A 12839-nucleotide genomic window follows, 5' to 3' on the forward strand; every position below is an offset into this window, starting at 1 on the left:
GGTCAGAGCCCCGTGACGCCCTCTCCGCGGTGGCGTGCCGCGGTCGGCGGCTACCGTGGTCGGCATGGGTGACCTCGACGCCGCCGCGAACGACCAGATCGTCCCCGACACCAAGGACTGGACCTGGACCCTGGACCGGCCTTGTCCTGACTGCGGATTCGACGCGGGATCGGTCGCGCGGGCCGACATCGCACCGTTGACCCTGGCGTCGACCGCGCCGTGGACCGCCGTGCTCGAGCGCGCCTCCGCCAGGGAACGGCCGGCTCCCACCGTGTGGTCGCCACTGGAGTACGCGTGCCACGTTAGGGACGTGTGCAGGGTCTTCAAGGGCAGGGTCGAGCTGATGCTGGAGCAGGAGGGGCCGCAGTTCGCCAACTGGGACCAGGACGAGACCGCGGTGGCCGACCGCTACGGCGAGCAGGACCCCGCCGTGGTCAGTGGTGAGGTCCAGCAGGCTGCTTCCGCCGTCGCGGCGGTGTTCGCGGCGGTGCCCGACGACGCATGGGAGCGGACCGGCCTGCGCAGCGACGGGTCCGGGTTCACGGTGCACACCCTGGGGCAGTACTTCCTGCACGACCTCGCCCACCACCTCGTCGACGTCGGCGCCTGAGCCCACCGCGCGGCATACCCGGGCACGAGGGTCCGCCGCGCGGCGGCGCACGGGCGACGCGGGGGCTGGTCAGGCCTTCTGGGGGTGGCCCGTGAGGGCGGCAGCCCCGCCCATCGCCAGGAAGATGCCGCCTGACACGTACTTCTGCCGCTCCACCGCCCGCGGGTGGCGGGCCAGCCACAGGCCCAGCGAGCCGGCGGTGAGCGCGTACACACTGTCGAAGACGGCCCCGATCACGACGAAGATCGCGCCGAGGACCAGCACCTGCGACCAGATCGTGCCGGACTCACGGTGCAGGAACTGCGGGAAGAAGGCCACGAAGAAGACTGCCGTCTTGGGGTTCGAGATGCCCACGAGGAACGCGTCGCCGAACGCACGGCGGGAGTTGGTGACCGGGGCGCGGTCGAGGGAGAAGTGCCCCTTGCTGCGGAACTCGCGGATGGCGAGCCACACCAGGTATGCCGCTCCGGCGTACTTCACGACGGAGAAGGCCAGGACCGAGGAGCTGATCACCGCGGAGAGCCCGAACGCCGTGGCCACCACCATCACCGCTGTCGCCGTCTCGATGCCGGCCATCGAGGCGACCGCGAGCCGGCGGCTGCCCTGCCCGATCCCCCGGGAGATGAGGAACAGCATCGCTGGACCGGGCAGCAGGATGAGCGCGGTCGCGGCGAGGGCGAACGACGCGAGGGTGGGCGTGGACGGCATACCCGCAAGGATCGCGCCCGGTCGGCCCCGAGGGCAACGGGATTCGGCGTCTGCTCAGACCCCGAGATGGTTTGTCAGACCCCGAGATGCTTGCGGGTCAGGGTCGCTGCCTGCTCGACGATCTCGATGCCCTGGGCCAGGGACGTCGCCTTCTGGCTGAGGACAGCCAGCCGCAGGTCCAGCGACGGGCCGGTGATGCGTCCGATGCTGTTGACGATCCACCGCTTGCCGAGCGTCGAGCGGGGCAGCCAGCCGTTCTTGAGGCTGACGCTGTCGCCCCGGTGGGCAGCGGCGCTCACGCCCCACTTCTGCTCGGCGATGACGTCCTCCATCAGGTCGAGGAGCACCGCCCCCGACCGGGCGTTGAGTGGTGAGCCCTTCGTCCCCGCCGCGCTGACCGCCTCGACGAACCGCAGCTGGTCGCGAGCGGTCGTCCGGGTCAGGCCCCAGCTGTAGTCGAAGCACTGGGTCGCCCTCATCCCGAAGCGCTGGTTCGCGTCCTCCATCCCGTCCGCGAGCCCGATCTCGCGGAACAGCGTCCAGGCCGACTCGTGGTCGCTGACCCGGATCATCTGGGAGGCGACGGCCAGCTGGCGGGCCGAGATGCGGGAGCCACGGTCCTGCAGCTGGAGCAGCAGAGCCGCCAGGATGTCGGCCTTCGCGATCGAGGCCGTCTCGATGGTCGTGTCGGCGCCCCAGGCGAAGGACCGCTTCGACCGTGCCTCGGTGGCCGCCACCCCCAGGTCGACGCCATGGCGGCGGGAGAGGGCGGACAGCTCGTCGCGCAGTGCCGCCAGCGTGGGGGCGGGTCGGGCGGATGCCTTCATCGGAGCGGGGACCCGGCTGGTCGTGGACGCGGTGTCGGTGGCGGGCAGGGTGGTCGGCATGGTGGTGGTCGTCGAAGGCGTCGGCGGGCTCGACGTCCCGTCCGCGAGACCGGTCGTGGGGGACGGCGTCCCTTGCGCGCGCTCGCGGCCACAGGCTGCCGCGACGCCGAGCGGCGCCAGGAGCAGGACGTGCCGCCGCGTGAGCATGCACGCATTGTGACCTGCAACGGGCAGCGCGCGCCCCTTTCACCTCCGGGTCCTCGGGCGATCCAGCGGGCGCCTCGCCCGTTGGATCCCTCGAGGAGTGCGGTGGGGCAGCGCCTCCGAGAGGTCGCACGCCGCTCGGTAGTCTTGCCCGGTGATCGACATCAAGCTCCTGCGTGAGGACCCGGACCGCGTCCGCGCCAGCCAGCGCGCCCGCGGTGAGGACGAGGGGATCGTCGACTCGATCCTCGCTGCCGAGCAGGCCCACCGGTCGTCCCTCACCGAGTTCGAGCAGCTGCGTGCCACGCAGAAGTCGATGGGCAAGCAGGTCGCGCAGGCGCAGGGGGACGACAAGCAGGCGCTGCTCGCCCAGACCAAGGAGCTCTCGGCGCGGGTCAAGCAGCTGCAGACCGACGCCGACGCCGCGCAGGCCGAGCTGGACGTGCTGATCCGCCAGGTCGGCAACATCGTCGAGGACGGTGTGCCGGTGGGCGGCGAGGACGACTACACCGTGCTCGAGACCGTCGGGACCGTGCCGGAGTTCGACTTCGAGCCTCAGGACCACCTCGCGCTCGGCGAGTCGCTCGCCGCCATCGACATGGAGCGGGGCGCCAAGGTCAGCGGGTCGCGCTTCTACTTCCTCACCGGCGTGGGCGCCCGGCTCGAGCTCGCGCTGCTCACCATGGGCATCGCCCAAGCCGTCGAGCACGGCTTCACGCCCATGATCACGCCCACGCTGGTCAAGGCCGACGTGATGGCCGGTGCCGGCTTCATCGACAAGCACGGTGACGAGGTCTACCGGCTCGAGGCGGACGACCTCTACCTCACGGGGACGTCCGAGGTGGCGCTCGCCGGCTACCACGCCGACGAGATCCTCGACCTCTCCGACGGCCCCAAGCGGTATGCCGGGTGGTCGGCCTGCTATCGCCGCGAGGCCGGGTCGCACGGCAAGGACACCCGCGGGATCATCCGCGTCCACCAGTTCCACAAGGTCGAGATGTTCACCTACTGCCGCGTCGAGGACGCGGCGGCCGAGCATCAGCGGCTGCTCGGCTGGGAGAAGGAGATGCTCGCCAAGATCGAGGTGCCCTACCGCATCATCGACACCGCGGCCGGCGACCTCGGTGGCCCGGCGGCCCGCAAGTTCGACTGCGAGGCGTGGGTGCCGACCCAGGGTCGCTACCGCGAGCTGACGTCCACCTCGAACTGCACGACCTACCAGGCCCGCCGGCTCAACACCCGGGAGCGCGACCCGAACGGCCAGGGCACCCGGGCCGTGGCCACGCTCAACGGCACCCTTGCCACCACGCGGTGGATGGTCGCGATCCTCGAGAACCACCAGCAGGCCGACGGCTCGGTGGTCGTGCCCAAGGCCCTCCAGCCCTTCCTCGGCCTCGAGGTCCTCAAGCCGGTCTAGCAGTTCGCGGGTAGCGTCGGCGAGGTGAGCGATCGCCAGCTGCCCAAGTGGTCCGAGCTCAAACCCCTGTTGCGGCCCAAGCCGGTCGAGCTCAACGCCAAGAAGCGGCGGCTCGCGTCCGCCCTGACGATCGCGGACCTGCGCGAGGTGGCGAGACGGCGCACACCGCGCTCGGTGTTCGACTACACCGACGGCGCCGCCGAGGGCGAGCTCAGCCTGCAGCGGGCGCGGGCGACGTTCCGCGACCTGACCTTCCAGCCGTCGGTGCTGCGCGATGTCGGCGAGATCGACACGACGACCACCGTCCTGGGCACGCCCTCGGCGCTGCCGTTCGGCTTCGGCCCGACCGGGTTCACCCGCATGATGCAGCACGAGGGCGAGCGCGCCGTGGTCCGCGTGGCCGAACGGTTCGGCATCCCCTACGGCCTGTCGACGCTGGGCACGACCGACGTCGAGGGCGTGGCGCAGGCGTCGCCGGGCGCGCGCAAGTGGTTCCAGCTGTACGTCTGGCGCGACCACGGCCCGGCGGAGGACCTGATGGCCCGGGCGAGGGCCGCCGGGTTCGAGGCGCTGATCCTCACCGTCGACGTCCCGGTCGCGGGAGTGCGGCTGCGCGACGTGCGCAATGGCTTCAACATCCCGCCGGCCCTGTCCGCCCGGACCGTCCTCGACGGCGCCATGCACCCGAGCTGGTGGGTCAACTTCCTCACCACCGAGCCGCTGCGGTTCGCCAGCCTGGACCGCTGGGACGGCACCGTCGCCGAGATGATGAACGCGCTCTTCGACCCCACGATGACGATCAAGGACCTCGACTGGGTGCGGTCGACGTGGGACGGCCCGCTCATCGTCAAGGGGATCCAGACCGTCGACGACGCCCGCCGAATGTTCGACGCCGGTGCCGACGCGATCGTGCTCTCCAACCACGGCGGCCGACAGCTCGACAAGGCGCCGGTGCCCGTGCGACTGCTCCCGGACGTGCGCGAGGCGCTGGGCGACGGGCCCGAGGTCATGGTCGACACCGGCGTCATGTCCGGCGCGGACGTCGTCGCAGCGATGGCGCTCGGGGCGAGCTCGGTGCTCGTCGGGCGCGCCTACCTCTACGGACTCATGGCAGGGGGAGAGTCCGGCGTCGAGCGCGCCGCGCAGATCCTTGCCACCGAGGTGAGGCGCACGATGGCGTTGCTGGGCGCCCGCCGGATCGCGGACCTCGGGCCCCAGCACGTCCGCCTTCCGTAGGCTGCCCGCATGACCGATGCCCCGCAGGTGAGCGTCCCCCACCTCATCGCCCTCGACGTCGACGGCACGACGATCAACCACGCCGGCGAGCTGTCACCCGACGTGCGCGAGGCCGTGCACGCCGTAGTGGCTGCCGGTCACCACGTCATCGTCGCCACCGGGCGTTCCATCGTGGCGACGACGACGATCCTCGCCGAGCTCGGGATCGTGAGCGGGTATGCCGTGTGTTCCAACGGCGCGGTCACCATCGAGTTGGATCCGTTGGAGGACAACGGTTTCCGCATCATCGAGGCGGTCACCTTCGACCCCGCCCCGGCGCTCAACCTGCTGCGCCACGAGTGGCCGGGGGCGGTCGTCGCGGTCGAAGAGCTCGGGGTCGGGTTCAAGCTGAGCGCGCCGTTCCCGGACGGTGAGCTCCAGGGTGAGCTGCGAGTCGTCGAGTGGGAGGAGCTGGTCGCCGAACCCGTGACCCGCGTGACCTTCCGGGCGCCCGGCGGCACCGCTGAGGACTTCCTGGCCCTCACCGAACGCATCGGCCTGCACGGCGTCAACTACGCCGTCGGCTTCAGCGCCTGGCTGGATCTCAACCCCGAAGGGGTCTCGAAGGGTTCCGCCCTCGAGATCCTGCGCCGGCGGCTGGAAGTCGAGCCGCGGCATACCGTCGCCATCGGTGACCAGCGCAACGACATCGAGATGCTGCACTGGGCCGCCCGTGGAGTGGCGATGGGCAACGCCCCCGACTCGGTCAAGGAGGTCGCCGACGAGGTCACCCTCGACGTCGACCAGGACGGGCTGGTGCCCGTCCTGCGCTCCCTGCTCTAGCCGCCGGGCCTCGACCCAGCCGTCAGCGGCCCTGGAGTGCGTCGAGCGCGACGGCCATGCCCAGGCCCACCCGCCAGTCGAGCTGCCAGCCGTTGCTGGCCTGCGGCATGCGGATGTCGTAGCGGTCACGCAGCGAGCGCTTGCGCTCCGAGGACAGGACGACGCTGCCGTCCGGCGCGGTGAAGTCGAAGTGGAAGATGAAGGGCAGGGGGATCTCGCCGACGACCGGCAGGAGGTCCCACACGCGGCGCAGGATCGCGATGTTCTGGTTGCGCTCGGTGCCGAACGCCTGGAGTCCGTCGGGCGTGCCGAGGTGCCACGACGAGCGCAGCAACGACTTGCCGAAGTCCTTGCGGAACCAGCCGATCGCGGCACCTGAGGCGTCGAACACGTCGTAGGTCGCGCCGAGGTCCATCCGGGTCCTGGCCTTGAACGAGAACACCGGCTGGGTGCGGGCCTCGTCGGCGTAGAACGTGACCTGCTCCTTGAACGCCATCCGCTTCTGCTGGGCGACCGCGATGACCGGCCCCTCGACCCCGGCGGCGTCCACCGACCGGATCTCGTAGCGGTTGACCATCATCGTGATCTTCTGGCGGAGGGAGAAGTGCTCGGTGACCGCGGGCTGGCTCATGGCCGACAGTCTGCACGATCGGCGACGGACATGATCGGCGGCGCACCTGTTCGGACTGACAGACTGGGCCCGCCATGGCTGACCTGATCATCACCTCGCCGTCGAACCCGCGCCTGAAGTCGCTCACCGGACTCCGGCGTCGCCGGACGCGCGAGGAGACGGGCCAGACGCTCATCGAGGGGTACGAGGAGCTGACCCTCGCCCTCGGCGCGGGTGTGCGGCCCGAGGCCCTCTACTACTGCCCCGAGCTGATGCTCGACCCGACCAGCCAGACGCGAGTCGTCGACCAGGTGCGGCGCGACGGGGTCGAGACGGTCCAGGTGTCGCGCACGGCGTTCGAGCGGGCGGCCTACCGCGAGGGGCCTGACGGCTTCATCGCGGTCGTGCCGTCGGTCGTGCGCCGGTGCGCGGAGCTGGTCGTGGGTCCCGCTGCCCTGACCGTCCTGTGCCAGGGGGTCGAGAAGCCGGGCAACCTGGGCGCGATCCTGCGGACGGCCGACGCTGCCGGGGCGGAGGCCGTCGTGGCGGCCGACCCCGTGACCGACTGGGGCAACCCCAACCTCGTGCGCGCCTCCAAGGGCACCGTCTTCAGCGTCCCGGTGGCCAGCGACTCCACCGAGGACACCCTGGCGTGGCTCGACGCCCACGGCATCGCCCTCGTCGCCACCACGCCCGACACGGACGTGCTGCACACCGAGGTCGACTACACCGGTCCGGTGGCCATCGCGGTCGGTGCCGAGAAGTACGGACTGACCGACGAGGTGCTCGACCACGCGGCATACAAGGTCCGAATCCCGATGGTGGGCAAGGCGAACTCGCTCAACGTCGCGACCTCCGCCGCCATCGTGATCTACGAGGCGGTGCGGCAGCGCGGCACCTCCGGCCCCGCCCCAGCCCACTGAGCACACCCGTGTCAGGAGCACCCCCTGACGTATGTCACGATGTCGGGTATGCGAGTTGACCACGTTTCGTATGCAGCAGAGCACGACGGACTGCAGGCGACCGCGGAACGCCTCGCCAAGCTGATCGGGGTCGACCCGGTCGATGGGGGAATCCACCCGCGGTTCGGTACGCGCAACGTGATCCTCCCGCTGGCGCATGAGCGTTACGTCGAGATCGTCGAAGTCCTGGACCACCCGGCATCGGACAAGGCGCCCTTCGGGCAGGCCGTCCGCGCCCGTTCCGAAGCCGGCGGGGGCTGGCTCGGGTGGGTCGTCGCGGTGGACGACCTCGCACCCTATGAGGCGCGCATCGGCCGCGAGGCCGTGGTCGGCAACCGGCACCGCCCCGACGGGGTCGAGCTCCGCTGGCGCCAGCTCGGCGTCAAGGGCCTGATCTCCGATCCGCAGCTGCCCTTCTTCATCCAGTGGGACGACCCGTCCCTGCACCCCTCCACGGCAGCGCACACGCACGTCACCATCGACGGACTGCAGATCGCCGGCGACCCCGCCCGGGTCCGGGAGTGGCTCGACCTCCCCGTGGACCAGACCTCCTCGGTCATCGACTTCACGTTCGTCGCGCCGCACGGCACCCCGGGCCTGCTGGCAGTCACGTTCGACACCCCGAGCGGCAAGGTCACCGTCTGACCGCACCACCGAATGACCGCACTCGTCGATGGCTTCTACGTCATCGACACGAGTCCGGGGAGCGGGGGCGCGCCTAGCGTGGAGGGACGTCTGGCCCCGACCGCTGGAAGTTGCCATGGCACGTCCCCTCCTGCTTGCCGTCGATGCCGACCCCGAGTCGCTGTCCCGGATCGAGGCTCACCTGCAACGACGGTTCGGGGCCGAGTACCGCGTGCGTGGCGAGCTGGGATCGGCGGAGGCCTTGGTCCAGCTGGAGGCAGCGCGCGACCGCGGTGAACCCGTGGTCGCCGTCCTCGCGGACCAGTGGCTCGGCGGGACGTCCGGCGCCGAGCTCCTCGGGCGGGTGCGCACCATGCACCCCGATGCACGGCGGGCGCTGCTGGTGCGCTGGGGCGCCTGGTCGGACCGCCCGACGGCGGACGCGATCCTGCGGGCGATGGCGGTCGGCGACATCAACTACTACGTGCTCAAGCCCTGGTCCGACCACGACGAGCTCTTCAGCCGCACCATCGGCGAGTTCGTCCACGAGTGGTCCCGCACGGTCATCTCCCCGGACCGCGAGGTCGTCGTCGTCGCCGAACGGCGCGCCCCCCGGGGGCACGGCATACGCAGCCTGCTCACCCGCAACGGCATCCCCCACACCTACCTCGAGCGGGGCTCACCGGGCGCGATCACGGCGCTGCGCCAGGTCGGGGTCCGCGATCCGGAGGACCTCACCGGACCCGTGGTCGTGTGGATGCCGGCGATCGGTGGTGTGGTCCTGCTCGACCCGACGGATGCCGAGCTGTGCGAGGCCTGGGGGATCCGCACCACGCTGGACGACGAGAACCGCGACTTCGACGTCGTCGTGGTCGGCGCCGGCCCGGCCGGCCTGGCCGCCTCGGTCTACGCCTCCTCCGAAGGACTGCGTGTCCTGGTCGTCGAGCGCGACTCGCTGGGCGGGCAGGCCGGCTCGAGCTCGCTCATCCGCAACTACCTCGGCTTCTCCCGAGGGCTCAGCGGGGCCGAATTGGCCCAGCGCGGCTACCAGCAGGCCTGGGTGTTCGGCGCCCACTTCCTGCTGACGCGCGAGGTGGTCCAGGTGCGCGCGGTGCCGGGGGGTTTCGACGTCGAGATCAGCGGAGTCGGTGCCGTGCATGCCAGCACGGTGGTCCTGGCCAGTGGGGTGTCCTACCGCAGGCTGGGCATCGAGCCGCTCGAGGCGCTCAGCGGGGCGGGGGTCTACTACGGCGCCAGCGTCTCCGAGGCCCAAGGGCTCACCGGACTGCGCGTGGTGGTCCTGGGAGGGGGCAACTCGGCCGGGCAGGCGGTGCTCCACCTCGCCAGGTATGCCGCGCACGTGCGCCTCGTCGTGTGGTCCGGCTCCCTGGGCGAGGGGATGTCGCAGTACCTCGTGGGGGAGATCGAGCAGAACCCGACGATCACTGTCCACACCGAGAGCGAGGTGTCCGGCGGCGGGGGCGACGGCTGGCTCGACCACGTCGTCGTCCGCAACCGCTCGACCGGCGATGAGCAGCGCCTCGAGGCCGACGGGCTCTTCGTGATGATCGGCGCGGAGCCCCGCACGGACTGGCTGCCGGAGCGCGTGCACCGCAACAAGGGGTTCGTGGTGTGCGGCACCGACGCGATGGGGTCCGTGGGGTGGCCGCTGGAACGCCCGCCCATGCCGTACGAGACGACCCTGCCGGGCTTCTTCGCCGTGGGTGACGTCCGCGACGGCTCGGTCAAGCGGGTGGCGTCGGCAGTCGGCGAGGGGTCGGTCGTGGTGTCCCAGCTGCACCAGTACCTCGCCCAGGTGCGCGGCGCCGGCGCTGCCGCCGGTGGCGCAACTGGCGCAGCCCCTCCCGGTGCCGGACCGTGACTGCGACGCCGGGCCGGGATCGCCCGCCCACCCCGGGGACGACGGTCCTGCTGGGGGTGCTGGCAGCGTGCGCACCGCTCGGTGGGTTGGTGCTGCTGCGGCGCCGTCCCTCGCTCGACCTGACCTGGGAACACCACCCGTCACACTTCTGGCTCGTGCTCGGGGCGGGCGTGCTCAGCGCCATCGTCGCCTACGGCACCGGCGTCGCCGCCACGCGTCGCGGCGACGCGCGGGTCCTGCTCGTGTCCCTGAGCTTCCTCGCTGCCGCAGGCTTCCTCGGGCTGCACGCGCTCGCCACACCAGGGGTCCTGGTGGCGCACCCCAACGCCGGGTTCATGGTGGCCACGCCCGTCGGCCTCGGCATCGCCTCGGTGTTCGCCGCCTGGTCCACGGCACCTCTCGACGGACCGCCAGGGGTCCGGGTGATCGTGCGGGTCACCCTCCTGCGCGTGGTGTTGGTCGGCGTCATGGTGCTGTGGGCTCTCGCGTCGCTGGCCAGCCTGCCGCCGCTCGACGCCCACACCGCTCCGGAGCGCGCGTCGGGGCCGCTCGTCGCCCTCGCCGTGGTGTCGATCGGCCTGTACGCCTGGACCGCGCTGCACTACCTGGCACTGTGGCGTCGGCGACGGGGGACGATGCCGCTGGCGGTGGCGGCGGCGGTCGTGCTGCTCGCCGAGGCGATGGTGGCGCTGGTGTTCGCGCCCAACTGGCGGCTGAGCTGGTGGGAGTGGCACGTGCTGATGCTGGGCGCCTTCGCCCTCGTCGCGTGGGGGGCGCAGCGGCAGTGGCACGAGGAGCGGTTCGCCGGTCTCTACCTCGACCAGACCACCTCGGGGAGACGGGTCATGAGCATCCTGTTCGCCGACCTCCAGGGGTTCACGACGTTCTCCGAGACGCACGAGCCGCAAGAGGTCACGGCGATGCTGAACACCTACTTCGAGGTGGCCATCCCGCCGGTCGTCAGGGCCCACGGCGGCGACATCGACCGGATCATCGGCGACGCGATCATGGCCACCTTCAACCGCCGCGGCGACCAGCCCGACCACGCCCGCCGTGCGGCGGCGGCAGCACTGGACATGCAGGAAGCCACCGCCCGGGTGGCGGCCGAGCACCCGGGCTGGCCCCGCTTCCGCGCGGGGGTCAACACTGGAGAGGTCTCGGTCAGCCTGTTGGGCGCTGGCGGCGGGCGGACCCACACCGTCATCGGCGACGCGGTCAACACCGCCTCCCGACTCGAGGGCAAGGCACCGGTCGGAGGCGTCGCCGTCAGCGCCGCGACCCGTGACCTGCTGCCGGGTGCTCGGACCGAGCCGCTCGGGTCCCTGGAGCTCAAGGGCAAGGCCGAGGCCATCGAAGCCTTCGTGCTGCTCTCGCTCTAGGGCGCAGTGTCCTCGCTGCCTCCCGGACCCTCCGCGAGCTCGGCGGCGACCGCATCTGCGGCCTCACGCGGGTTGACGAGGTGAAGCTCCCGTCTCCATCGCGTCGCAGCGTCGGGGAGGATCTCGATGTCGGACCATCGAGCGCGTTCGCCAGTGGGTGGTTGGTATGCCGGAGGTTCGCCGCGCCCGGTCTGCCACCTCGACGGCGGGTCGCCGCCGAGTGGTGGCGCGAGCTCGGCGGCGGTGGGCGGTCGCACGTGCAGGCCGTGGCGGTTGGTGACCTCCAGGCCGTCGAGCCTGGTCGGGTCACCCGCGATGCTGAAGTCGCCCCGGCCGATCGCGTCGTGGTGGAACGGGCAGAGGCTGACCTGGTTGTCGACGTCGGTCGACCCGCCGTCGGCCCACTCGTGGAGGTGGTGGACCTCGACGAATCGAGTGGCCGTGCAGCCGGGGAACCGGCAACCCCGGTCGCGGTCCTCGATGAGTCGACGAGACCGCTCCGGCAGGATCCGCATCGCGCGTCCCACGCTGACGGGTCGGCCCTCGGTCTCCCATACAGGCTGGACCACGCCGTCCGAGACGAAGCGGTCGAGCAGTCGCCGCGGGATGGCCCCACCTCCGTTGACCCAGGCGCCATCGGTCGAGAGGTGCAGGTAGATCCGGTAGTGGCTGGCCCGACCCGTCGAGTTCACGGACGAGAGCGATCGCTGAGCCAGCTCCTCGAGCGCGTCCGCGTAGGTCGGGCGGTCTGTCGCCGCGATGCCGTGCCGGCCGCTCCGGTCGAGGCCAGCTGCTTCGCCCTCGCTCGCACCGGATGCCGCGAGGAAGAGCGCGTCCTTGGCCTCCTTGAGGGCCTGCTCGACGAGCGCGCCGATCGGCGCCGGTGCGCTGTAGCGCAGCTGGAACCGGCCGTCCACGTCGTAGTGCATCGACAGGTCAGGGCGAGCGCAGGCCCGCCGCTCCGAGTCCTCCTGCCCGGGCAGCCCGGCAGCTGGGCCGAGTCCGGGTGAGTCGGTCGGGGTGTCGTCACCGGGCCCCTCGGTCTCGGCCACCGGCGCGGGGGCGAACGCGTGCCGGCTCAGGGCGCGACGCAGCTGGGGCACGGTGGCGTGCTGGGCGAAGTCGGCGGCGGACTGCTGGTGGCTCGCCGGCGCGTGGTGGGCCACGACGGCGGTCTGGTCGAGCGACAGGCGCCCCTCGCGTAGTGCCTCCGAGGCCGCGGTCAGCTCGTGCCGGCGCTTCGCGACTGTCACGACGTCACGCGCGTGCGAGGGCGACAGACCGGCACGCACGACGAAGTAGTGCTCCGGCGAGCGGAACCCGCCGTCACCCCAGTGGTTGCCGTCGACGACCTCCGCGGCCAGGTCGACGAGCTCGCCCTGCGCTCGGTTGAGTCGCCCCGCGACCTCGGCCGTGCGCGCCCAGAGATCGCGCTGGACCTCATCGCGCTGGGCAGCCACGGGGCTGACTGACATACCTCAATCGTACACCTGTTCGAACAACTGAGTCCAGCAATCCACAGGGAAACCATTGCCGCACAACGGATTTCGCCGAGAGC

Annotated in this window: 12 protein-coding genes; 8 read left to right on the top strand and 4 right to left on the bottom strand. The window is 71.4% G+C overall.

What is annotated here, in order from left to right:
- The first annotated feature begins 64 nt into the window (after positions 1 to 64).
- Positions 65 to 610 (top strand): DinB family protein, encoded by a 546-nt coding sequence (locus AC1DXJ_RS06185; protein WP_477614321.1) that lies wholly within the window; start codon positions 65 to 67, stop codon positions 608 to 610.
- Positions 611 to 679: 69 nt separating this feature from the next.
- Here the strand turns inward: AC1DXJ_RS06185 and AC1DXJ_RS06190 are convergent, their stop codons facing one another.
- Positions 680 to 1318 (bottom strand): LysE family translocator, encoded by a 639-nt coding sequence (locus AC1DXJ_RS06190; RefSeq protein WP_477636552.1) that lies wholly within the window; start codon positions 1316 to 1318, stop codon positions 680 to 682.
- A gap of 74 nt (positions 1319 to 1392) precedes the next feature.
- Positions 1393 to 2352 carry a serine hydrolase gene (locus tag AC1DXJ_RS06195; RefSeq protein ID WP_477636553.1) on the bottom strand — a complete coding sequence of 320 codons (960 nt, stop codon included), beginning with the start codon at positions 2350 to 2352 and terminating at the stop codon, positions 1393 to 1395.
- 151 nt (positions 2353 to 2503) lie between these two features.
- Here AC1DXJ_RS06195 and serS point away from each other — a divergent pair, with 151 nt between their 5' ends.
- The 3 genes from serS to AC1DXJ_RS06210 are packed head-to-tail and all read left to right on the top strand — an operon-like array spanning position 2504 to position 5824.
- Complete coding sequence (serS, locus tag AC1DXJ_RS06200; RefSeq protein ID WP_477636554.1) at positions 2504 to 3766, top strand: serine--tRNA ligase; 1263 nt, start codon at positions 2504 to 2506, stop codon at positions 3764 to 3766.
- Positions 3767 to 3790: 24 nt separating this feature from the next.
- Complete coding sequence (locus tag AC1DXJ_RS06205; protein ID WP_477636555.1) at positions 3791 to 5002, top strand: alpha-hydroxy acid oxidase; 1212 nt, start codon at positions 3791 to 3793, stop codon at positions 5000 to 5002.
- A 9-nt stretch (positions 5003 to 5011) separates the two neighbouring features.
- Positions 5012 to 5824 carry an HAD family hydrolase gene (locus tag AC1DXJ_RS06210; protein ID WP_477636556.1) on the top strand — a complete coding sequence of 271 codons (813 nt, stop codon included), beginning with the start codon at positions 5012 to 5014 and terminating at the stop codon, positions 5822 to 5824.
- A 22-nt stretch (positions 5825 to 5846) separates the two neighbouring features.
- On the opposite strand, the gene AC1DXJ_RS06215 is transcribed toward AC1DXJ_RS06210, so the two are convergent.
- On the bottom strand, positions 5847 to 6455 hold the full coding sequence (locus tag AC1DXJ_RS06215) for an LURP-one-related family protein (RefSeq protein ID WP_477624857.1): 609 nt from the start codon (positions 6453 to 6455) through the stop codon (positions 5847 to 5849).
- A gap of 74 nt (positions 6456 to 6529) precedes the next feature.
- Here AC1DXJ_RS06215 and AC1DXJ_RS06220 point away from each other — a divergent pair, with 74 nt between their 5' ends.
- The 4 genes from AC1DXJ_RS06220 (at position 6530) to AC1DXJ_RS06235 (ending at position 11281) form a co-directional block, all read left to right on the top strand.
- A complete protein-coding gene (locus AC1DXJ_RS06220) occupies positions 6530 to 7357 on the top strand; it encodes a TrmH family RNA methyltransferase (protein ID WP_477636557.1) in 828 nt (275 codons plus the stop codon).
- Positions 7358 to 7405: 48 nt separating this feature from the next.
- Entirely contained in the window at positions 7406 to 8041 is a 636-nt protein-coding gene (locus AC1DXJ_RS06225) for a VOC family protein (protein WP_477614329.1), read from the top strand.
- A gap of 115 nt (positions 8042 to 8156) precedes the next feature.
- Positions 8157 to 9902: an NAD(P)/FAD-dependent oxidoreductase gene (locus tag AC1DXJ_RS06230; protein ID WP_477636558.1), complete on the top strand. Its 1746-nt coding sequence runs from the start codon at positions 8157 to 8159 to the stop codon at positions 9900 to 9902.
- Complete coding sequence (locus tag AC1DXJ_RS06235; protein WP_477636559.1) at positions 9899 to 11281, top strand: adenylate/guanylate cyclase domain-containing protein; 1383 nt, start codon at positions 9899 to 9901, stop codon at positions 11279 to 11281. The genes AC1DXJ_RS06230 and AC1DXJ_RS06235 overlap by 4 nt, the downstream gene beginning before the upstream one ends.
- Here AC1DXJ_RS06235 and AC1DXJ_RS06240 read toward each other — a convergent pair.
- On the bottom strand, positions 11278 to 12756 hold the full coding sequence (locus AC1DXJ_RS06240; RefSeq protein ID WP_477636560.1) for an HNH endonuclease signature motif containing protein: 1479 nt from the start codon (positions 12754 to 12756) through the stop codon (positions 11278 to 11280). The two genes, AC1DXJ_RS06235 and AC1DXJ_RS06240, sit on opposite strands and share 4 nt — an antisense overlap.
- Positions 12757 to 12839: the final 83 nt, after the last annotated feature.

Source organism: Pedococcus sp. P2_D9, from assembly GCF_056404275.1.

Coding starts and splice junctions, on each gene's coding strand:
- AC1DXJ_RS06185 (WP_477614321.1), top strand. CDS start 65: ATGGGTGACCTCGACGCCGCCGCGAACGACCAGATCGTCCCCGACACC.
- AC1DXJ_RS06190 (WP_477636552.1), bottom strand. CDS start 1,318: ATGCCGTCCACGCCCACCCTCGCGTCGTTCGCCCTCGCCGCGACCGCG.
- AC1DXJ_RS06195 (WP_477636553.1), bottom strand. CDS start 2,352: ATGCTCACGCGGCGGCACGTCCTGCTCCTGGCGCCGCTCGGCGTCGCG.
- AC1DXJ_RS06210 (WP_477636556.1), top strand. CDS start 5,012: ATGACCGATGCCCCGCAGGTGAGCGTCCCCCACCTCATCGCCCTCGAC.
- AC1DXJ_RS06215 (WP_477624857.1), bottom strand. CDS start 6,455: ATGAGCCAGCCCGCGGTCACCGAGCACTTCTCCCTCCGCCAGAAGATC.
- AC1DXJ_RS06220 (WP_477636557.1), top strand. CDS start 6,530: ATGGCTGACCTGATCATCACCTCGCCGTCGAACCCGCGCCTGAAGTCG.
- AC1DXJ_RS06225 (WP_477614329.1), top strand. CDS start 7,406: ATGCGAGTTGACCACGTTTCGTATGCAGCAGAGCACGACGGACTGCAG.
- AC1DXJ_RS06230 (WP_477636558.1), top strand. CDS start 8,157: ATGGCACGTCCCCTCCTGCTTGCCGTCGATGCCGACCCCGAGTCGCTG.
- AC1DXJ_RS06240 (WP_477636560.1), bottom strand. CDS start 12,756: ATGTCAGTCAGCCCCGTGGCTGCCCAGCGCGATGAGGTCCAGCGCGAT.